At 55.1% G+C, this 20,978-nt stretch carries 18 protein-coding genes and 3 pseudogenes; 6 read left to right on the forward strand and 15 right to left on the reverse strand.

The annotated features are described in order from the left end of the window. Positions 1 to 757 (reverse strand): pyridoxal phosphate-dependent aminotransferase (locus tag RTK32_RS02285; RefSeq protein ID WP_409451055.1); only part of this gene is annotated, 757 nt, incomplete at its 3' end. Positions 758 to 1,104: 347 nt separating this feature from the next. Here RTK32_RS02285 and RTK32_RS02290 point away from each other — a divergent pair. Together RTK32_RS02290 and RTK32_RS02295 are read left to right on the forward strand one after the other, a co-directional pair. After that, on the forward strand, positions 1,105 to 2,310 hold the full coding sequence (locus RTK32_RS02290; protein WP_312041911.1) for an aldose 1-epimerase family protein: 1,206 nt from the start codon (positions 1,105 to 1,107) through the stop codon (positions 2,308 to 2,310). Between the two features lie 92 nt (positions 2,311 to 2,402). Beyond that, positions 2,403 to 2,527 (forward strand): annotated as a pseudogene (locus RTK32_RS02295) (SDR family oxidoreductase); the annotation flags it as partial. A 768-nt stretch (positions 2,528 to 3,295) separates the two neighbouring features. Here the strand turns inward: RTK32_RS02295 and ghrB are convergent. The 7 genes from ghrB to RTK32_RS02330 all read right to left on the reverse strand — a co-directional run bounded on the left by ghrB (position 3,296) and on the right by RTK32_RS02330 (position 10,122). Then, positions 3,296 to 4,270: a glyoxylate/hydroxypyruvate reductase GhrB gene (ghrB, locus tag RTK32_RS02300; protein WP_312041912.1), complete on the reverse strand. Its 975-nt coding sequence runs from the start codon at positions 4,268 to 4,270 to the stop codon at positions 3,296 to 3,298. A 47-nt stretch (positions 4,271 to 4,317) separates the two neighbouring features. Next, positions 4,318 to 5,601 carry an MFS transporter gene (locus tag RTK32_RS02305; protein ID WP_312041913.1) on the reverse strand — a complete coding sequence of 428 codons (1,284 nt, stop codon included), beginning with the start codon at positions 5,599 to 5,601 and terminating at the stop codon, positions 4,318 to 4,320. Positions 5,602 to 5,705: 104 nt separating this feature from the next. Beyond that, positions 5,706 to 6,659, reverse strand: coding sequence for a sugar kinase (locus RTK32_RS02310; RefSeq protein ID WP_312041914.1), 954 nt, complete (start codon positions 6,657 to 6,659; stop codon positions 5,706 to 5,708). Between the two features lie 3 nt (positions 6,660 to 6,662). Beyond that, the gene (locus RTK32_RS02315) at positions 6,663 to 7,391 is read right to left on the reverse strand and encodes a sugar phosphate isomerase/epimerase (RefSeq protein ID WP_312041915.1); all 729 of its coding nucleotides are present in this window, start codon (positions 7,389 to 7,391) and stop codon (positions 6,663 to 6,665) included. A 189-nt stretch (positions 7,392 to 7,580) separates the two neighbouring features. Beyond that, on the reverse strand, positions 7,581 to 8,603 hold the full coding sequence (locus RTK32_RS02320; RefSeq protein ID WP_312041916.1) for a LacI family DNA-binding transcriptional regulator: 1,023 nt from the start codon (positions 8,601 to 8,603) through the stop codon (positions 7,581 to 7,583). Between the two features lie 183 nt (positions 8,604 to 8,786). Then, positions 8,787 to 9,449: an OmpA family lipoprotein gene (locus RTK32_RS02325; protein ID WP_312041917.1), complete on the reverse strand. Its 663-nt coding sequence runs from the start codon at positions 9,447 to 9,449 to the stop codon at positions 8,787 to 8,789. A 109-nt stretch (positions 9,450 to 9,558) separates the two neighbouring features. Further along, a complete protein-coding gene (locus RTK32_RS02330; RefSeq protein WP_312041918.1) occupies positions 9,559 to 10,122 on the reverse strand; it encodes a DNA-3-methyladenine glycosylase I in 564 nt (187 codons plus the stop codon). A 155-nt stretch (positions 10,123 to 10,277) separates the two neighbouring features. On the opposite strand from RTK32_RS02330, the gene RTK32_RS02335 reads away from it, so the two are divergent. After that, a complete protein-coding gene (locus RTK32_RS02335; protein ID WP_312041919.1) occupies positions 10,278 to 12,263 on the forward strand; it encodes an autotransporter domain-containing protein in 1,986 nt (661 codons plus the stop codon). Positions 12,264 to 12,383: 120 nt separating this feature from the next. Here the strand turns inward: RTK32_RS02335 and RTK32_RS02340 are convergent, their stop codons facing one another. The 4 genes and pseudogenes from RTK32_RS02340 to RTK32_RS21310 all read right to left on the reverse strand — a co-directional run bounded on the left by RTK32_RS02340 (position 12,384) and on the right by RTK32_RS21310 (position 16,879). Further along, positions 12,384 to 13,586 (reverse strand): MFS transporter, encoded by a 1,203-nt coding sequence (locus tag RTK32_RS02340; protein WP_312041920.1) that lies wholly within the window; start codon positions 13,584 to 13,586, stop codon positions 12,384 to 12,386. A gap of 686 nt (positions 13,587 to 14,272) precedes the next feature. Further along, entirely contained in the window at positions 14,273 to 14,881 is a 609-nt protein-coding gene (locus RTK32_RS02345) for a glutathione S-transferase (RefSeq protein ID WP_312041921.1), read from the reverse strand. 41 nt (positions 14,882 to 14,922) lie between these two features. Beyond that, positions 14,923 to 15,849, reverse strand: a complete 927-nt coding sequence (gene fdhE / locus RTK32_RS02350; protein ID WP_312041922.1) for a formate dehydrogenase accessory protein FdhE — start codon at positions 15,847 to 15,849, stop codon at positions 14,923 to 14,925. 12 nt (positions 15,850 to 15,861) lie between these two features. Next, positions 15,862 to 16,879, reverse strand: a pseudogene (locus RTK32_RS21310) (formate dehydrogenase subunit gamma). A 216-nt stretch (positions 16,880 to 17,095) separates the two neighbouring features. Between RTK32_RS21310 and fdhD the strand changes: the two are divergent. The 3 genes from fdhD (at position 17,096) to RTK32_RS02375 (ending at position 19,392) form a co-directional block, all read left to right on the forward strand. Continuing rightward, positions 17,096 to 17,905, forward strand: coding sequence for a formate dehydrogenase accessory sulfurtransferase FdhD (gene fdhD / locus RTK32_RS02365; protein WP_312041923.1), 810 nt, complete (start codon positions 17,096 to 17,098; stop codon positions 17,903 to 17,905). 331 nt (positions 17,906 to 18,236) lie between these two features. Then, the gene (gene sodA / locus RTK32_RS02370) at positions 18,237 to 18,854 is read left to right on the forward strand and encodes a superoxide dismutase [Mn] (protein WP_312041924.1); all 618 of its coding nucleotides are present in this window, start codon (positions 18,237 to 18,239) and stop codon (positions 18,852 to 18,854) included. 391 nt (positions 18,855 to 19,245) lie between these two features. Next, positions 19,246 to 19,392, forward strand: coding sequence for a hypothetical protein (locus RTK32_RS02375; RefSeq protein ID WP_312041925.1), 147 nt, complete (start codon positions 19,246 to 19,248; stop codon positions 19,390 to 19,392). Positions 19,393 to 19,522: 130 nt separating this feature from the next. On the opposite strand, the gene RTK32_RS02380 is transcribed toward RTK32_RS02375, so the two are convergent. The 3 genes and pseudogenes from RTK32_RS02380 to RTK32_RS02390 all read right to left on the reverse strand — a co-directional run. Beyond that, on the reverse strand, positions 19,523 to 19,885 hold the full coding sequence (locus RTK32_RS02380; RefSeq protein ID WP_312041926.1) for a YibL family ribosome-associated protein: 363 nt from the start codon (positions 19,883 to 19,885) through the stop codon (positions 19,523 to 19,525). 70 nt (positions 19,886 to 19,955) lie between these two features. Continuing rightward, entirely contained in the window at positions 19,956 to 20,492 is a 537-nt protein-coding gene (locus tag RTK32_RS02385; RefSeq protein WP_312041927.1) for an MltR family transcriptional regulator, read from the reverse strand. A 69-nt stretch (positions 20,493 to 20,561) separates the two neighbouring features. Then, positions 20,562 to 20,978 (reverse strand): annotated as a pseudogene (locus RTK32_RS02390) (mannitol-1-phosphate 5-dehydrogenase); the annotation flags it as partial.

The following is a 20,978-nucleotide window of genomic DNA, read 5'->3' on the forward strand; positions in this document are numbered from 1 at the left end:
GCAGGCCCAGCTTGGAAAGGCTCATGCACAGAATAATATTCGGGTTCCACAGCGGGCGAACGTCGCTGAAGATGATGCCGGGGAAAGGCACACCGTAGGCATTATCAATCAGCAGCGGCACGTCATGCTGCTGTGCCAGCGCATCCAGCTTCATCAGTTCTTCGTCGGTAATAACATTGCCGGTTGGATTCGTCGGTCGGGAAACGCAAATCAGGCCGGTATCTTCGGTGACGGATAACTGTTCAAAATTGACGTGATATTTGAACTGACCCTCCGGCAGCATTTCAATATCGGGACGGGCGGAGACAAACAGATCTTCATCCAGCCCGGCATCAGCATATCCCAGGTATTCAGGCGCAAGAGGAAACAATACGCGCTTTTTACGGCCATCTTCGCGGCGACCCGCGTAAAGGTTAAATAAATAGAAAAAGGCGCTTTGGCTGCCGTTGGTCAGGGCAATGTTCTGTGGCCCAACCTGCCAGCCCAGTTCGTCGCGCAGCAGCGTGGAAAGCGATTCCAGCAGCGTACTTTTTCCACGTGGGCCATCGTAGTTGCAAAGCGCATCGGCCAGCTTGCCCTCATTGTGCATCTGTTGCAGCAGCTGCTGAAAATAGGTGTTCATCGCCGGGATCTGGGCCGGATTACCGCCACCCAGCATCACCGAATCGGGCGTGCGTAACCCTTCGCCCATATCTTCCATCAGGCGGGTAATGCCTGAGGCGCGCGTGAATTTATTACCGAAAGCGGAAAAGCTCATAACGTATTAACTGCTTATCGTAGGCAAGTGAAAGCTAACCTTAACGCCCCGCCAGGCATGATGCAACGTCAGCGGGCAGCGGTAGCGGCCAGCAAGAAAAAGGCACGCTCCGTGTCCGGCAGTAAGCTTCAGGTGAATCGTTTCAACTCATGACCTGTTTTTTATTGCCCGCGTCGTGGCCTTTATCAGCAGAGTGATTATTTGAGTTAATAATTTGTGATGAACTGCACGTCTTATTGATAAAAATTTCTTAAAAATCCGGCAGGTGACGCCAGTCACAGTCCTGATGCCGCCTGCTTTGTAGGCTGGCTGCTCTTCAGCTAAATCATTTCAGCAAGGATAACGACATGAACAAGACTCTTCTGGCGGGTGCAGTAGTGGCAATGATCAGTGGGCAGGCGGCGGCGCAAAGCTGGGTATTAACCGATACGCAGGGGACGGAAAAGGGCGACTGGCGGATTGACAGCAAGCAACTCAAGCTGAGCGGCGAACCCTTTACGCTGGAACAGCAGGTACTGCATGGCGGCAAGCAGGAAGGCTCGAAGGTGCTGACGTTGACCAGCAAAAACGGCCTGACCATTGCCCTCAGCCCGACGCGTGGTATGGATCTGCTGCACGTTAACGGTCACGGTGTGCGTTTGGGTTGGGACTCACCTGTTGATGAGGTAGTGAATCCGGCTTATATCAATCTGGAAAGCCGTAACGGTCTGGGTTGGCTGGAAGGCTTTAACGAGATGATGGTGCGCTGCGGCTATGAGTGGACCGGGCATCCCGTCACTAAAGAGGGACGTATCTATACGCTGCACGGCAAAGCAGGCAATACGCCAGCTTCAAAAGTGGAAGTCATTGTGGACGACCAGGCACCGCATGAAATTCGTATTCGCGGTCTGTTGAAAGAAAACACCTTTAAAAAAGCGCGGCTGGAAACCTGGACCGAGCTACGTTACGTGCCGGGCTCGGACTCCTTCACCCTCCACGATGTGCTGACCAATCAGGGTGATTACCCGCACGACTATGAAATTATTTACCACAGCAACTTCAGCACGCCGATTCTGGAAGAAAATGCCCGCTTCCTGGCGCCGGTAAAATCCGTTTCGCCGTTTAACGACTATGCGAAAAAAGGGCTGGAAAACTGGCAGACCTATGGCGCGCCGACCAAAGATTTCGATGAAATGGTTTTTAACCTGCAACCAATTGCCGACAGCAATGGCAAAACGGTGGCAGCCGTAGTCAACAGTAAAGGTGACAAGGGCGCGGCTATTGAATTCGATACACGCCAGCTGCCGGTACTGACCATGTGGAAAAACACCGATACTCTGAAACAGGGTTATGTGACGGGGATCGAACCAGGGACTAACTATGCCTATCCGGTCACGATTGAAAAAGAGCAGGGGCGGGTTAAACAGCTGCAGCCGGGTCAGAGCACAGAATTTACGCTAACCTATTCGCTGCTGAAAGATGCCAGCGCGGTGCAAAAAGTTGAACAGCGGATTAAAACGCTGCAGGGCGATACCAAAATCAACGTGGAACAAAAGCCGATAGCCGTCGAATAAGCCAGCCGGGGTGGATTTCATATCACCCCGTAAATGAAGTCGGGTTTTCTATTAAATGAATTTTCATTTCATCTGGGCATTTCCTCTGATTTCTACAGCGTATTCCGGCAGGCCGTTGAGGACTGCCTGACGATCTGAAAGGGCCTGCGGTATTCCTGCGTCACCTGCTTCTGATTATATTAATGGCTATACCCTTGCCGTAGACGGTGGCTGGCTCGTTAACCGGCCGCGTTTAGAGCAGGTCTTTTATGGGTTAAATAAAGGGTCCGCAAGCTGGTCATTTATTTCATTCATTAAGACATCATGTTAGTCGCTTTAAAATCACGCGCGCATAAAACCTGTATCGAAAAGACCTGACAATATAGCGGAAGGGGAATAGTTCAAGTAATAGTCGTCTTGGAGCCAATATACCTCTTTACTCTTCCTGATGCAGAATACTGTTTACTCCTTTTACTGGCTTGCCGTTGCCGGTACAGCAATGCTGGCCATATTAGCAGGAGAATAGCTAATATATCATCAGCGCGTAACGCCTTATCGCTTCTACGCTAAATTAATAATCCATCCACCTTATGAACGCCTTACTTCTTAAATGACATGGCACTCACTTTGGTGAATCCTGTGCCATTATTGCTAATAAAACGCCTGAAGGTTGGCTGTTAACCTCACCAAAAAATTTATATCAGCAGGCAATTATCTATTACTAAAAAGGAACTTTTTTCACCAGGTGTCACCTCATAACATAACAATTATTTTGTAAAATTATTATAATAAAAAACGGATTTCGCACGTTGGTAAATCCGGCTTAAATAATGTTTTATTTTTTTACCTGAATGGGTTGGTTAAATAACAATGGCATGCCTGCGTATTTATAAAATAACAGTCTGTTGGTTTGTCGCTTGTTTCGCAGTGAAGGGAGTAGTGCGCAGTATAAAGGGCGGAGGGGTAAGAAAAAGTGCCGATGCACACAGCGCATCGGCACAGAGAATTATTTTGCCACGTCGGGATTAACGCAGTTTTTTTCTACATTGCCTTTCAGCGCGGCAATCAGATTCTCTACCGCGTCTTTTGCCATGCCGTAACGGGTTTCATGAGTCGCCGAGCCAATATGCGGCAGGGCCACCACGTTGGGTAGCGTCAGCAAAGGTGAATCCTTCGGCAGCGGCTCTTTCTCAAACACGTCCAGGCCGGCCGCGTGAAGCTTGCCTTCTTTTAACGCGGCGATCAGCGCTTCTTCATCAACAACCGGGCCGCGTCCGGCATTAATCAGCACGGCGGAAGGCTTCATTTTCGCCAGCTCTTCACGACCGATCAGATGGTGAGTCTGTTCAGTTAACGGCAGGCTGATGCACAGGAAGTCGGACTCTTTCAGCAGCGTGTCGAGATCGCAGTATTGCGCGTCAAAACGCTGTTCCGCTTCTTCGTGATGCTTACGCGCGTTATACAGAATAGGCATACTGAAACCCAGATGGGCACGCTGTGCCAGCGCCAGACCAATGCGGCCCATGCCCAGAATACCCATTTTTTTATGATGCACGTCGATGCCGAACCAGTCGGCGCTGATGCTGCCCTGCCATTCGCCTTTTTTCACGCGTTCTGCGGACTCCACCACGCGACGCGCGCTGGTCAGCACCAGCGCCATCATGGTATCGGCAACGGTTTCAGTCAGGACGGTCGGCGTATGCATCAACAGCACGCCGCGTTCGCTTAGGGCGGGAATATCAAAATTGTCCACGCCCACGGACACGGAAGAGGCAACGCGCAGCTTCGGGGCTTTTTTCAGAAACTCCGCGTCCACTTTACCGCCGGAGCCTAAAATGCCTTCGGCCTGCTGAAAAGCTTCCGCGTGTTGGCTGAGGGTTTCAGGGGTCAGCCCGTTGATTTCAGTAACGTTAAAATGCTCGTCGAGCTGCGAACGCAGGTCTTGCGGCAGCTTCTTATACAGCACCACGGATGGTTTCATGCTTGTCTCCCTGTTTCGTTAAGGCACGGGCCAACCGGCCCATGCCATTAAGCGTGTTTAGCGCCATGCGGCATCGGGGGTTGCTTATTGGCTGCCGGCTTTACGATTAATGTCAGCCAGACCGAGATAAGCAGCGATACCCCCATAAAGATATACGAAGCGGAAGGACTGCCCGTGGCACCGTTTAAATACCCCACGACCCAGGAGCCGAGGAAAGAGCCAAGCGCGCCCATAGCGTTAATCAGCGCCATCGCGCCCCCCGCCACGTTACGCGGCAGCATTTCCGGAATAATGGCGAAGAACGGGCCATAAGGCGCGTACATCGCGGCACCGGCTACCACTAACAGAGTGAATGACAGCCAGAAATTATTCGCTCCAACAAGATATGAACCTAAAAACGCCAGCGCGCCAATTAACAGCAGCGGCCAGACAAAGAGTTTACGGTTTTGCAGCTTGTCGGAAGCCCAGGAAGCCAGGATCATCGCCACGGTTGCGGCCAGGTAAGGCACCGCAGAGAGCCAGCCGGCTTCTACCATGCCCATCTGCATCCCGTTGCGCAGAATGGAAGGCAGCCACAGCACAAAGCCATACACGCCGATGCTCCAGGTAAAGTACTGCACGCAAAGGATAATGACATTGCGCGAGCGGAATGCCTCACTGTAATTACGCACGGCCTTGATGCTTTCCTGCTCTTTCTGCAGCTGGGCCGCCAGCGCCGCTTTTTCCTCTTCGCTCAGCCATTTCGCCTGAGCAGGCTTATCCTGCACCATAAACCACCAGGCGACGGCCCAGATGACGGCAGGGATCCCTTCAAAAATAAACATTTCACGCCAGCCGAAAGCGTTGATCAGATAGCCGGACACCACGGACATCCACAGTACCGTCACCGGATTGCCCAGGATCAGAAAAGTGTTCGCGCGGGAGCGTTCCGATTTTGTAAACCAGTTGCTGATATAAATCAGCATGGCTGGCATGACGGCTGCTTCGACGACGCCAAGCACAAAGCGGATAGCCGCCAGCATGGGAATATTACTCACTACGCCCGTCAGCGAGGCGCAAATGCCCCACAGTACCAGGCAGACAAAAACCAGTTTTTTTACGCTGCGGCGTTCGGCATACATCGCGCCGGGGATCTGGAAAAAGAAGTAGCCCAGAAAGAACAGGGCACCCAACAGCGACGACATGCCGTGCGTGATACCCAGATCTTTATTGATACCGGCGGCTGAGGCAAAGCTGAAGTTAGCCCTGTCGAGGTACGCCAGGCTGTAGGTGATAAACACGATGGGCATGATATACCACCAGCGTTTAGGCGCGATTGTCTGCTTGTTCATCTTCTGCTTCCTCTGTTGGAGGTGACCGCACGCTGCAGGGTAGGGTGAGGTGCGGTTCGTTATGGTTCGGTTAGAAGCCTGATTGGGTTTGCGTTGGCCGGTGGTTAAAAATCACCGAGCTTTTCGCGCGTCGGCAAGCCTTCGCTGTCACCGCTGACCTGGATAGCGAGTGAGCCGATACGGTTGCCGCGTTTAATCGCCTGTGGCAGGGTTTTTCCTTCCAGCAGTGCGCTGATAACGCCCACGGCGAAGCCATCGCCCGCCCCTACGGTATCGACCACATTGGCGGTTCTAATCGCATCGACCTGGCCTTTTTCACCTTCGGCGGTTTTATACCAGGCCCCTTCGCAGCCTGTTTTAATGATGACCGCTTTAACGCCCATCGCCAGATAAAAATCGGCGATCGCTTCTGGCTGATCGTAGCCAGTCAGAATTTTTCCTTCGCTGATGCCTGGCAACACCCAGTCAGCGAAACCTGCCAGCGTGTTGAGTTGGGTCGCCATTTCACGCTCGCTTGACCAGAGCACGGGACGCAGATTGGGATCAAAGGAGATGGTTTTGCCCATCCGCTTCATTTCCTGCGCCGCATGTTTCGACAGCGCCAGCGAACTGTCGGAGATGGCTGCTGCCACGCCGCTCAGATGCAGGTGGCGCGCCGCGCCAAAGTAGTCGCGGTTAAAATCTTCAACGGACAGGTGGCTGGCCGCGGAGCCTTTACGGAAATACTCCACCAGGGGATCGGAGCCATCTTCCACGCGGGACTTCAGCTGAAAGCCGGTAGGATAGCGCTCGTCTGTCGTTACCTGGCGGCTGTCAACGCCCTCTTTTTCAAGCTGCTGGCGCGTAAAACGGCCAAAAGAATCGTTACCCACACGGCTGACCCAGCCTACTTTCAGCCCAAGGCGCGCCAGACCGATAGCGACGTTCAGCTCGGCCCCGGCGATACGTTTGGTGAAATGCTCCGCCGCCGCCAGATCGCCCGTATCGCTGGCAATAAACATCGCCATCGCTTCGCCAATCGTCACCGCATCCAGCGTCCCGTTTTCATGAAGGGTCATGGTCTATACCTCTCGCAGCAAATCTACATAGTGACGGGTGACGGCCACCAGGTCGTCGCCTTCCAGCGGGAACTCAATGCCTCGCGGCACGTCGGCCGGCAGCAGCGCCAGCGTTTCACGCCACAGGTTATCAGCCTCGTTCAGCGCGATAGCCCGCCAGCCGCCATCGCTCAGCGTGGCGGCTTTTACGTGCACGTAGCTGACAAAGGAGGCCAGCTGCTTCGCTGCCTGCGTAGGGCTGTCGCCCACCCACAACCAGTTACCCATATCAAACGTCATCCCAACGGGCGCGGTGTCCGAAAAATAGGGGGCAAGGGCGGCCAGCGTGCCGCAGTCGGTCTGATCGTTTTCCACTACCAGGGTTAAAGGCAGCCCGTCGCGCAGTGGCGAAGCGCTTGAACCGGGCTGATAATGGCCTAATGAATATTTTATCAGGCGGGCGTTTAATTGCTTCGCCTCGTTGAGATGATTGTCCAGATTGGGATTCAGTGCGCCTTTTTCGGTATAGAGCGCTTCCGGCACGGAATAAAACGCGGCCAGACCGGCCTCGCTAATCGCCTGGCCCAGCGTGGAAAGCTGCCGGATCTCTGCTTCACTGAATAATTCGCGGCGGATCTCAATACCATCAGCGCCCGCAGCGGCGACAATGGGGACAACGGCCTGCTGGCCGCCAAGCTCAGCAACCCGATCGCGGCCAAAGGCGGCGGTCACTACAATAATTTCAGGTTTCATCTTTTCCTCCGGGCGGTGGCCCTGACGTTACAAAAACGTTAACTGGAACCGGTTCCAACCGAAAGGGGCGGAGCGCGGTTTTATGATCGCGCTCACGGTGTGGACAATTATTTGGAAATTTACTGGAAAAGCATCAGAACGAAGATGGTCAGGCTATCCACTGCGTTAATGGAGCTAAAAGGCAGGAAATTAAGCGAACCTCGTGGAATTGCGGATAATCAATTCGCCAGAATAAAGCTGTTCACACGGCGGCGTTTCGTCACCTTCGATGCGGCGAATCACCTGCTCCAGGGCGGCATAACCAATCTGCCAGGTAGGCTGCTTCAGCGTGGTGATGCCGCTGCCCGCCAGTTCAGACCAAACCAGCTCGTCGAAGCCCAACAGCCCTAAATCGCTGCCCCAGTTCAGCTCCAGACGTTTGAAGCTGCGCGCGATTTGTAGGGTCAGCGCCCCGTTTACGGCCAGCACGGCGCAGCGGTGGTGACGGTGGCGTTGATAAAAATCCTTCAGGATTTCATCCAGCCGCGCGCTGTCATTTAAGGCCACCTCAGCCTGTTCGGCCTCGCGCTGCGGATACTGCGCCATTGTGTCCTGAAACGCTTTCAGGCGCTCGTGACGCGTATTGACGGTACCCAACGGCTCGGTAATAAACAGGATAGCCTCAAAAGATTCTTCAAGCAGATGCGTCGTTACCTGCGCGGCGGCCTCATGGTTATTCAGCCCGACCACGTCGCAGGCAAAGTCCGGGATCTTGCGGTCAATCAGCACCATCGGCAGCAGCGACTGCTGGAGGTGACTGAGTGCCTCCTCGCGCATCCCTACGGCGTTAACCACAATACCTTCTACCTGATAGCTGCTCAGCAGGTTGAGGTAATGCTGCTCCTGATCCACCTCGTTATTGGTGTTGCACATCAGCAGCGTAAAGCCCTGAGCGCGGCAGGCCGCCTCGATGCCGCACATAACATCAACAGAATAAGGGTTAGTGATATCCGCGATAATCAAACCAATCAGGCGAGTGCGCCCGCGCTTCAGGCCACGCGCCATCTGGCTGGGGCGATAGTTCAGGCTGGCAATAGCGGTTTCGATACGCTGCTTTAAATCGGCGGAAAGGAGATGCTGCTCGCCGTTGAGATAGCGAGAAACGCTGGTCTTGCCTGTATTTGCTTGTTTGGCAACGTCGCTGATTGTCGCGCGTGCGGCCTTGCGGTTCATAGCGATCCTTGAACGAGTAAAAAAGAAAGCAGCCATCACGGGGCTTAAATCTTAAGATAGCGGGTAATGGCGGAAAGCGGATCCGGCCATCATAAAGCATAAGGGCGGTCTCGCCCACTGTCAGGCGGAGGCGGCCTGACAGGACTGAGAAACAGCCGGACAAAGCCTGTCCGGCTGACGTGTTTACTGCAGCGGGCTGAGGGTGATTTCCACGCGGCGGTTCTGCGCTTTGCCTGCGGCAGTGCTGTTGGACGCAACAGGATTGTCCGGGCCCATACCGCCGGTGCGAATACGGTTAGTCGCTACGCCCTGGGTAATCAGCGAGCTGGCTACGCTATCGGCGCGCTGCTGCGACAGGTTCATGTTCAGCTGGCGGCTGCCGGTACTGTCGGTATAGCCGACGATGTTAACCGCGGTTTTTGGGTATTCTTTCAGTACCATCGCCACGCCGGTCAGCGTGTTGGCGCCCGCAGGTTTCAGCGAGCTGCTGCTGCTGTCGAAGGTGACGCTGTTCGGCATGTTCAGCACGATATTATTGCCTTCACGAGTCACGCTGACGCCGGTGCCGCGCATTTTTTCACGCAGTTTGGTTTCCTGCACGTCCATGTAATAGCCTGCGCCGCCGCCTAACGCTGCGCCTGCTGCTGCGCCAATCAGCGCGCCTTTGCCGCGATCTTTTTTGGAAGAAGAGAGCACGCCGACGCCTGCGCCCAGGGCAGCGCCCAGACCGGCACCAATACCGGCTTTGCCGGCCTGGCGTTCGCCGGTGTAAGGGTTAGTGGTACAGCCCGACAGGGCAAGGGTACCGCTCAAAACCAGAGCAAGAGTAACAAAACGTTTTTTCATAGAGAGCGTTTCCTGAACAGCAGCGGGCGAAATAGCCTGAAAAGAAACGATTATGCCGACGCGACGGCGAAAAAAAACCGTCTTGTCCTCTTAAATTTGTAAAGAGAAGCTACCTGCGAGGATCAGGATGACAGAAACAGTTGGTCGTATGATCGCAGATCAGGCCGCAGGCCTGCATAAACGAATAGCAGGTGGTGGTGCCGACGAATTTAAAGCCCCGTTTTTTCAGCGCTTTTGAAAGGGTATCGGAAACGGCGCTGAATGTGGGGGCATCACGGTAGTCGCTGTAGTGATGAATTTGCGGCTGGTGATCGACGAAGCCCCAGATAAAATCGGCAAAGTTCTCTTCCTGTTGCGCCATGGCCAGCAGCGCGTGCGCATTGGCGACAATAGCGGAAAGCTTACCACGATGGCGGATCAGTCCGCTGTCCAGCATCAGCCGATCGATATCGCTTTCGGTCATTAAAGCCACCTGCTCAGGATCGAAACCGCAGAAAGCCTGCCGATAATTCTCCCGTTTTTTCAAAACGGTGAGCCAGGAAAGTCCGGCCATTTGCCCTTCCAGGCACAGCATTTCAAAGAGCCCCTGCGTATCGGTTATTGGCACCCCCCACTCCGTGTCGTGATAGGCCAGATAGAGCGGATCCTGAGTCACCCAACCGCAACGCTGCATAAATAAAATCCCCGAAGTAATTTGTTTGAAAAATAGCCTGAAAACGGCTTGACGTTATGCCCGAACCGATAATAGTTATCTGACAGGTTGATGAGCATAGCAACAAAATAACCGGCGCCTTTCTACCGCTTTCAGGCTCTTTTTGGGGTCACACCATGTTAAAAAAATATTCGCACCTGCGCGCTTTTGGACGCGCGTGGCTTTTTTATGCCGTCTCGAGCTTTCCTGCGCTGGCCTGGGACAGCCTGACCGTCTTTGGCGACAGCCTGAGTGATAGCGGTAATAACGGTCGCTATACCTGGGATAGCAGCCGACATCCGCTGTATGACGAAATCCTGGCCGCAAAAATCAACCAGTCGCTTCAGGCATCTGACAGCGGCGGCAGCAACTATGCCGCGGGCAGTGCGGTAGCGACACCGCTGCTTAATGCACAAGACAACACGGCCGATCAGGTCGCCGCTTATCTGTCGGGCAGCGGTGGCCGTGCGGATGCCGATGGTCTCTATATTCACTGGATTGGCGGCAACGATCTGGCGGCCGCGGCGCTGAACCCGCAACAGGCGGTCACGCTGGTCAGCAACAGTGCTTTTGCCGCGGCAGGCCAGGTACAGCAGCTGCTGGCTGCCGGTGCCGGAACGGTTATCGTCCCAACCGTACCCAATATAGGCGCGACGCCAGCACTGTTAGAAGCGGTTATTCAGACCGGCCTGGCCCCGGTTGCCGGGACGGCGCTGGCGGCGGCGTTCACCTCGCTGAATAGCCAGGCTACGCCAGATTTGAACAGCCGTAATCAGGCTGTTTATCAGGCGCTGTATGCCGCTGCCGGGGAAGCGAGCAGCGTAACAGTCGTACGTCAGGCTATCGCCGATCGGCTTTTTGCGGCCTGGCAAAGTCTCAGCGAGCAGGCCCGCGCCCTGACCGACACCTACAATCAGCTGGAGGACAATCGGCTGGCGCAGCTGGACGGTAATATTGTACGCGTGGATATTAATGGCCTTTTCAGCGAGATCCTCAGCGACCCGGCGCGCTATGGCTTAAGCAATACGGCGGGCATGGCCTGTCCGCCCGGCGTTTCAGCCGCCGTCTGTACTTCAGCCACTCCCGGTTTTTCTGACGAGCAGGCCCTGCTGTTTGCCGATCGTCTGCATCCCAGTCCTGCTACGCATCAGCTGATCGCCGATTATATTGAGGCCGTACTGAACGCGCCCGCACAGGTGGTGGCGCTGGATCAGGCGATGCTGGCACTCTCCCGCGATGCACGCGCCACGCTCGACAGCCGTTTGCAGCAGCAGCGTCACAGCAACAATCCTCAGGGATCGCTTAACGTGTTTGGCGGCTACAGTGGACAACATTATGATTATGCTAACAATCTGGCGGCGGGCGACGGCAACGCCACCACCCACAACCTGACGCTGGGCGTGGACTACAAGCTCACCGATACGCTGCTGGTGGGTGCGTTGGTTTCCGGCTCTGACGATACGCAGCATCCCTCTTCTCGTTTCGACTACAGGCTGCGCGGCTGGCTATTTTCAGCCTGGAGCGAATTCTCTTTTCTGGATCACGGCTGGATAAATGCGGATGCGCACTACGCTTTTGCCAACTATGACGATATTCAGCGGCGCTTTTCCCTTGGCCCGGCGGCGCGAACGGAAAAGGGCGATACCGACGGTAAGCAGCTTGGCGTGCGTATGACCACCGGCTGGGACATTCCTCTGGGCGCGTCGCTGACCACCGGCCCAACGGCGCAATATGCAGTAGATTACAGTCAGGTGAAAGGTTTCAGCGAAAGGGGCAACAGCAGTACGGCCATGCGCTTTTCCGATCAGAATTACCATTCGCAGATCGGCGCGCTGGGCTGGCGACTGGATTCAACGCTGGGCTGGATCAATCCCTGGGCAGAGATCAGCTATAACCATCAGTTTGGCGATAACGTCTGGCGTGCCGGCGGCGGGTTAAAATCGACGCAGACTCATTTTGTGCGCGACACGGCCCTTCAGGACAGCAACTGGGTGGATATGACTGTCGGCACGAATGTCCCGTTAGGCGACAGCGCGTCAGCCTTCGCCTCGGTGTCGCAAACCAGCGGCCTCAGCTCCGGCGAGCAGTTTATTTATAACCTGGGCATCAGCGCGCGTTTCTGAGTACGGATAACGGAAAAACCCGTTTCCCGAGGGGGAGCGACGTGCACGAATAATTCCCCTGGCGGGCTGGTATAAAAAAACGAGCGCCTTTGTAACAGGCGCTCGTGCTTTATCCACCGTTCAGGTTGTTTTTACCAAAGCCATACGGCCAGGCAGCCACCACAGCAACAGCGCCAGTAGGGCAATAAAGCCCAGCGCGCTGAAGGCCGTGCTCCATGAGTAATGGGCGGCAATCAGGCCAGCGAGGGCGGGACTGAAAGAAGCGCCAGCGCCCTGCATCAGCATCACCACGCTTTGGCCTGCATTAACATGCCCGCTTCCACGCAACAGCGAAACGATGTAACCGGGCACGGCAACCCCCAGGATCCCTGCGGCCATACCGTCAAGAATTTGCACCGGAATAATAAACAGCGGCTCGGAAAATTCAGCGGCAATCGCTGCCCGAACAGGCAGGATCAGTAAGGCCAACATAATCAGGCGGCGATAACCATATTTCTCCACGTATCTGGCCACATAGAGCGCGACAGGAACCATAACCAGCTGAGAAATAACCACGGTGGCAGCCGCATACACGCCAGGGTTGATGGCGTTGTGCGCTGGCGTGGAGGCTACACGCATACTCAACATCGGCAGCAGAGCCGCGTTGGCCAGATGAAATAGCAGCAGCGTCAGACCGGCGATTAAAAGGTCAGGCTTGCGCGCCAGCGCCCACAGACTCATGGGGCGCTCTTGCCGATGTTGTGCTTCTAAACCACGCGCAACATCGTAATCGATATCCTGGCTGCGAATAGCAAGCGTGGCGATGCCGGCACAAATGGCCATGATGGTCATCAAAATAAAGACCGCGCCCGTCCCCCAGTACCAGGCAGCGAAGCCGGCACAAACCGCGGCCAGGGTGTTTCCGGCATGGCTGTAGGCTTCGTTATGTCCCATTTGCCGGTTAAAGGCTTTTTGACCGGTCAGTCCCAGGGTAATGCCGGAGACGGTGGGGCCAATGAATGCCGCTGCTATCCCGACGACAATTTGTGAAACTATCACCATCCATGACTGACTGCTGTACCAGAGCAGCAGGGTTGCGCCGGTAATGATCGCGCAGCCTCCCAGCACAACCGTTCTTTTATGGCGCGTAGCATCCGCTATCACGCCAGCCGGCAGCGTAGAGAGTAGCCCGGCGATACCACCGCAGGTCATGGCGAAGCCAATCTCATCCGGACTCCAGTGTCGTCCGGTCAAAAAAATGCCTAGAAAAGGACCTAATCCGTCTCTGACATCGGCCAGAAAGAAGCTCATCAGACAGAGAGCCTGAAGCGATCCTGGTAACATATGCTGTTCCTGTATCCGCAATGAATGAAAGGGGCTGGAACGATACAGCCTGGCAGCGAATCTCATTTTTGGATATGGAGCCATTGGCTGAATCGTCAGATTAAGTGACGAGCAAAACAGCGCCAGATGGGCAACGTCAGAGAAGGAGAAGCTGAAGGAAACGGGTACCGCCGATGAATACTCCCCTGCTGACAGGGAAGGCTACTGTGCCAGTCTCAATGGCATACTGCATCGGGATGCTGACAGGAAAAGCTATCGCGCCTGCCTCAATGGCCTACTGCACCAGTATGTTGACCGGGAAGACTGCTGCGCCAGTCTCAATAGCGTACTGCATCAGTATGTTGACAGGGAAAGCTGCTGGGCCTGTCTTAATAGCGTACTGCATCAGTATGTTGACAGGGAAAGCTACTGCGCCAGTCTCAATAGCGTACTGCACCGGGATCCGGGCAGGGAAAGCTACTGCGCCAGTCTCAATGGCGTACTGCATCGGGATGCTGACAGGGAAAGCTACTGCGTCTGTCTTAATAGCATACTGCACCGGGATCCGGGCAGAAAGCGTGGCGGGCAGCGCCGCTCATGGCCTGGTTTTGCCGTGGGCAGCGCTGATGATGACCCTATGCCTCTCTGGCGTATTTGCGGCGGCGGACATGTCGCTGTCACCGCGGCGAATGCGCTCGTGGCCGACATCAGGCCGAGGGCGGGACCGTACGGGCAAAGCTTTCCCGCTGGAACATTTTTTCCGCCAGTTTAACCAGCGCTGGCCGTTCCACGCACCAGTTAGGAATAACGCGGCGGAAATTCAGGAAGCCAATCAGGCAGGCGACGGCGATATCTGCCACGTTGATATTTTCACTGTTCAACGTTGTGCCTTTTGCCGCCTCTTTTTCCAGCGCATCAAGACCACGCGCTATTTTTTCGCGCTGGCGCAGTAGCTGGCTTTCCATCTGCTTCTCTGGCGGCCTCATCTGTTCACGCAGCAGAATCACCCCCGCGTCGCCGATGCCGTCCGCCAGGGCCTCCAGCTGCTGCACTTTTAGAGCTGCCAGTCGATCCTGAGGCAACAGCGCCGGGGCGATATCCAACTGCTCCAGATAAGCGGCGATAATATGCGAGTCATACCAGGTATCCTCCCCGACCACCAGCGCAGGGATTTTACCCAACGGGTTATAGTGGGGAACGTGGCTCTCATCGGTCCAGGGCGATTCATTGATAAATTCAAATGTGATGCCTTTTTCCAACAGGATGACCGATATTTTCCGTACAAAAGGACTGGTATAGGTGCCAATTAATTTCATTTCGCAAATTCCCCTTCAGAGCTGATGGACCCCGTGTAGTTTTACTCTCCCGGAAACAGAAAGGGATTCAGGCTACTGCGTGAAAAGCCTTCCTGCTCCATTCGTGCGTCCAACACCAGAGAGGCAAGATCGTCAGAAACCGCCTCTACAGCCGGATCTTTTTCCTGGTAAAGCAGTTTCATATAGGTGCCGCAGTCGCCGCAGCTCTCTGCTTTAATTGACGCGGCTTCGCTTTCCAGCGACCAGTAGTGTAAATCCTGCGTCTGTTCACAGTTACTGCACCTGGCGCGCACCACGTGCCATTCGCTTTCACACAGGTTGCAGTGCAGGTAGCGCAGGCCTTCCTGCTGCGTATCCATATGCACTATACCGGAAACCGGCACGCTGCCGCAGACCGGGCAAAACTGCCGTTGTTCGCCGTATTCAGCGCGGGCTTTACCTGGAATTAACGCCGCCATTTGTGCCCAGTAAAGTGAAAGCGCGGCCCAGACAAAAGGCGATTTATCGCTGGCAATGTGCGTAAAATCATTGGCAAACAGCGCATTCGCCATCGACTCCAGCTCTGATGCCGAGGCTTTTTCCAGATTCTCCAGCACCGCCAGCGCCTGACCGGACATTTCCGGTTTCATCTCCGCGATAAGCGAATGAAGCAGTCGCTGCCAGTGAGGATCGCGGGGCAGCGTGTTGATATCCAATGGCGGTTTACCGAGACGCGCCGCCTCGGCCAGCCGCGCCCGCAAATCAAGCTGCAGCGGATGGTCGTAAAGCACAATCTCCTGCGCGCTGGCGATAACGGCCGCAAAGCGTAGATAGTCACCCAGCGGGTTTTTTTCTGCCAGCTGACGCAGGCGTGCGGCACGGCGAGCGTATAAATTTTTTAGCCTGGGGAAAAGTAACGGCGGGATAGCATCCGCCATTGTTATCTCGCCTTTCTCCAGCTGTTCCTGCGGGATTATGCGAATAGTCATCAGGAATTCCTGTTATTTAAGGCGATGGCGACGCTGGCGGAGCGTACGATACCAGCGAGGGTGGTGCTTTTGCGCCCACCGATCGCTCACCCAGCCTTCTACCATTGCAGTCAGGGTTCCTTTTACCCATAAAGCGGCGTAAACGTGAACCAGGATCACAACAATCAGTAGCGTAGCCGACACCGAATGGACCAACAGCGCTACGCGGATCAGCGGAAGGGCAAAAGCATCGGCGAACCAGGGTCGCCAGATCACGATACCGCTGACGAACAGCAGCAGTAAACTGGCAATGGCGGCCCAGAATACGCACTTCTGTCCAAAATTATAGCGCCCGGTATCGCCAACTTCCTCGTTTAAGGCAATTTTATAAATATTTTTTGCCCACACCAGATCCTCACGCTCGGGTAAATTGTGGCGCCAGTAGCGGAAAAACATCAGCAGAAAGGCGAAAAACATCGCGGTGCCGACAAAGGGATGCAGCAGGCGCGCCAGCTGCGGCGTACCCAGTATGTGCATCAGCCCGGTTTCATTGCTGGCTGCCGAGGAGCAGAGCATACCGGTGGTCAGCCAGCGGTTAACCGTAACGCCCGCCGCGTTTTTTTCCTGAAAATGGGCGTCGCAATCCGCTTTCATCAGGCGGGCGATACGATCGAATGCCTCTTCCCGGCTGATGCGCTGCCAGCGATCGGAACCCGGCGCGCGCCAGGCCGGGTATTTCAGGCGCTGCTTGCTGTGAATAAAGTCCGGCACGCCATCGCCTTTTGGACAGAGCGACCTACGGCTGAACGAGATCGCCTTCGATATGATAAATAGAGGAAGTGGCATTTTTAGCGCCGTCACCGAGACTGTAAATTAACATCCCACAGCCTACCGAGCAGTAGGTGCAGTTATTGCGGGTTTCACGACCGCGCAGAAGCTTGTCGCGGATGGCTCCTGCTGCGGGTAGCGACGTAAAGCCAGGAAGCGTCAGTGACGTCCCGGCCATGCCGCCTGCACAAATTTTGAAAAAGTTCCGTCTGTTTATCTGCATCTCATTTGCCTGCTTTTCGTTCCATGAGCGGGCAAAATAACAGCACAGAGAGCATGTGAATTGATACATATCAATCAGGTCGCTTTTTGTGCTCTTTACCGTTCCAAAACAATTTTGCGCTGATTATTGTTTTGCGGTCGACGTTCTGCCGGTCCAGAATTGCAGGCGCGAGCGTTGTGGTACAGCTTGAACGCAGGAAAAAAAACAGGTGGAAAAATGAGTAGGGCGAGTGAGCAGGAGATGACCGGGGCCAGTCAAATTCAGGTCTGGCAGCGCGATGCGTTGGAGACGGCGCAGGATGACTGGCTGGCCGACGAAGTGCCAGTGGCGCTGGTTTATAACGGCATTTCGCATGTGGTAATGATGGCGACGCCGAAAGATCTTGAGGCTTTCGCCATAGGTTTTTCCCTGTCCGAAGGGATTATCGGCTCGCCCGGCGATATTTATGGCATCGACATTCACCCTTCCTGCGGAGGTCTTGAAGTACAGGTTGAACTCTCCAGCCGCCGTTTTATGGGGCTGAAAGAGCAGCGTCGGGCGATGGCGGGACGAACCGGCTGCGGCGTTTGTGGCGTGGAGCAGCTGGCGGAAATCGGCAAGCCTGTACAGCCGCTGCCTTTTACCCAAACGTTTTCGCTGGATCGGCTGGATGGCGCCCTGGCGCAGCTGAAAAGCTATCAGCCCGTGGGGCAGCTGACGGGGTGCACGCACGCCGCGGCCTGGGTAGCGCCGGACGGCAATCTGGTCGGCGGCTGTGAAGACGTAGGGCGTCACGTGGCACTGGATAAACTGCTGGGCCTGCGCAGTCGGCAGGCAGGCTGGCAACAGGGGGCAGTATTGGTATCCAGTCGCGCCAGCTACGAGATGGTGCAAAAATCCGCTATGTGCGGCGTGGAAATTCTTTTTGCGGTTTCCGCCGCAACCAGGCTGGCCGTCGAGGTGGCACAGCGCAGTAACCTGACGCTGGTGGGCTTTAGCAAGCCGGGTCGTGCCACGGTTTATACTCATCCCCAACGGCTGGTTTGATCGCTCTGCCTGACCCGAAAAGACGCCGTGATTGAGCACCCTGGGAACGTCTGAACGTTGTATTGCGGCGGCCTGGGCTCAAGCAGCCCGCAGAGCGGATCGACTGAGGGAGAGGCTGTTTTAGCAGAGGTAAACGGCTTATATCTTTTTGCTCTGTGAGGTAAAGATTGGGTTCTGACGGCCACCGTAGAGGCGTTGCCAATGATAACCCTATAAAGAGCGGGGCATTGATAACCCTTTTCCAGATCATTAATTTAACTATAATGATCCGACTGCTTACGCGGCACCCCATCGGGAAGTGCTGCTCAAAAAACCAATGGAGATGATGAACATGAGTTATTCACTGCCATCCCTGCCTTACGCATACGACGCACTGGAACCGCATTTCGACAAGCAGACGATGGAGATCCATCATACCAAACATCACCAGACCTACGTGAACAATGCGAACGCCGCGCTGGAAGGCACCGAGTTCGCTAACCTGGCGGTAGAAGATCTGATCACCAAACTGGATCAGGTACCTGCCGACAAGAAAACCGTTCTGCGTAACAATGCGGGCGGGCACGCTAACCACAGCTTCTTCTGGAAGGGCCTGAAAACCGGCACCACGCTGGGCGGCGAACTGAAAGCGGCCATCGAAAAAGATTTCGGTAGCGTTGAAGCGTTTAAAGAAGCGTTTGAAAAAGCAGCTGCTACCCGTTTCGGCTCCGGCTGGGCGTGGCTGGTCAAGAAAGACGGCAAGCTGGCTGTCGTTTCCACTGCTAATCAGGACAACCCGCTGATGGGTGAAGCGATCTCTGGCGCTTCCGGTACCCCGATTGTGGGCCTGGACGTGTGGGAACACGCTTACTATCTGAAATATCAGAATAAACGTCCTGACTACATCAAAGCCTTCTGGGAAGTCGTTAACTGGGACGTGGCAGCAGAGAACTTCGCTGCGGCTAAATAAGCCCGACATGCCAGGTGCTGACTTCATAAGCGCCTGATAAATACCCTGCTGGTCATCCGTCAGCGGGGTATTTTTTTATAAAAGGCCCGCAATCCTCGTCTCGTACTTTGCTGCTATCCGGAGGCGCGTTAGTTATATCGATACGGGCAGCTTTTAACAACACCTGGCAGCGAAGGCTACTCGCTACTGACGTGCTAAAAAGACCCCATCCTGAAACCTCTTCTATTTTTGGGGTATTCCAGGCTGACTTTCAGCACCCTATCCGGCAGCGGTACGGTTAGGATGGAAGGGGTAGAGACGCCGGATAATCAGCCTGAAGTCTCTCCTGAGCAACCGCAAGAAGAAAACGAAACCTGTCCCGCAGCCAGAGCCAAAACCCTTTCCGCAACCGATGCCGCCCGCTAACTATGCTATTACGCCTGCCGCAACGGCGGTACTGTCGTCCGCGCTGTCGCTGCACGTTAGCGCCGGTTATATGCAGGGACGTCGTATTGAATCGCCATGGAGCACGACGGTGGGTGTTAACAGGTGGTTTTAAGAAAGCGGGCGATATCGCTGCACGTTAGCGCTGGTTATATGCAGGGACGTCATATTAAATCGCCATGGAGCACGACGGTGGGTGTTAACGGGTGGTTTTAAGAAAGCGGGCGCAGGCGCCCGCCTGAGGATTAAAAAGCGGCTTTCGCGAAGCCAGTCACTTCTTTCAATCCCATTTCACGGCCCAGTGCGGTCATAGGGTGCACCACGATCAGACCACGTACGCTTTTCTTGAGCGCGCCCATATTGGCCTGCTCTTTTTTGGTGATAACGCGGTTAAAAGGCAGCTGTTTTAGCTTCTGCGCTTCTTTGCTCAGTTTTTCTTCGCGCGCGCCGCGCAGGCGTTCCAGCTCGATAACCAGCTTCTCTTTTTCTTTTAGCAGCTCGCCTAATTTCTCCGCTTCACCGGATTCCAGCAGCAGCGGCTCCTTACGCGTCAGGGCATCCAGCTTGTCGCTGAGCGTTTTAATTTCTGCCTGGATTTCTTCTTTCATTGTCATTAACCGTTGAGTGAATCATGGGGCAAGGATACACGAAAGCGCAGGGAAGAGCAGGACGCGCAGGTTACTTTTTGAAAGCCTGACGGGTACCAATAGGGGAAATTAATGCCGTCAGCGACAGCACCAGCGTCGAGCGTACCATCTGCTGGTAACGCTGTTGCAACAGCGTGCGGAGTTCAGCATCGGCGTTGTTGAAATCGGGGTAGGGTGGCAGCGCGTCAACGCAGTGCAGCTCGCCAACCGGCCCGAGCAGCTCGTCGTCGGTAAAGCGATAATCGGTACCGTCATCATTCAGCGCTTCACGCAGTGCCAGCAGCAGTTCGGCATCTTCGTACTCATGTCTGCCGATCACGCCTAAACCATAAACCAGCTTCAGCCGGACCGACAGTTCGCCCAACGGGCCATTGCCCAGCAGTAAAGGCTCTACCGCATACTTTACGGCATAGTCATCCTTGCGGAATACCTGCACTACCAGCAGATCGATCGCTTCACCCAGCAGCTCGACGGCCACCGTGAAAAAGCTTCTGACCGTACGACCAGCGTTCAGGCGTTCCAGCACCCGATTTTCGAAAGCCTGGGGTTTTTCCATCAGAGCCTGCATTATTTTATCCGTAAAACCGTCCTTAACGTGGGCAAGAAAAGCCGGGCCGTAGCGTGGCCCGGCTTTCTGTCAGGCCATTTCGTGCCAGGCCGCGACCGCCGCCTTCACCACTTCACTTTCGGCCTCGAGGCCGGAAACCTGCGCCAGCGTGGCCTGTACGCCCTGACGATTAATCAGCTCGGCCAGCTCCTGCGCCTGCGGATCCTGATCGCTGCGGTAGTGCAGGGCGGCCGCAATGCCTTTCACCAGATTGTCGTGCGGCAACTGATACTCCAGCGTGCCCAGCGTCGGTTTGATCAGGCGATCGCCCGCGCTCAGCTTGCGTAGCGGCTGGCGGCCCACGCGCTCCACGTCATCCTGCAAATAAGGGTTCTCAAAACGGCCCAATATTTTTTGAATATAGGCCGCATGTTTCGCCGCCTCAAAGCCGTAACGCTTAATCAGTACCGCGCCGCTTTCTTCCATCGCGCCCTGAACGACCGTGCG

Source organism: Erwinia sp., from assembly GCF_031978025.1.
In the GTDB taxonomy this organism is placed as follows: Bacteria; Pseudomonadota; Gammaproteobacteria; order Enterobacterales; family Enterobacteriaceae; genus Erwinia.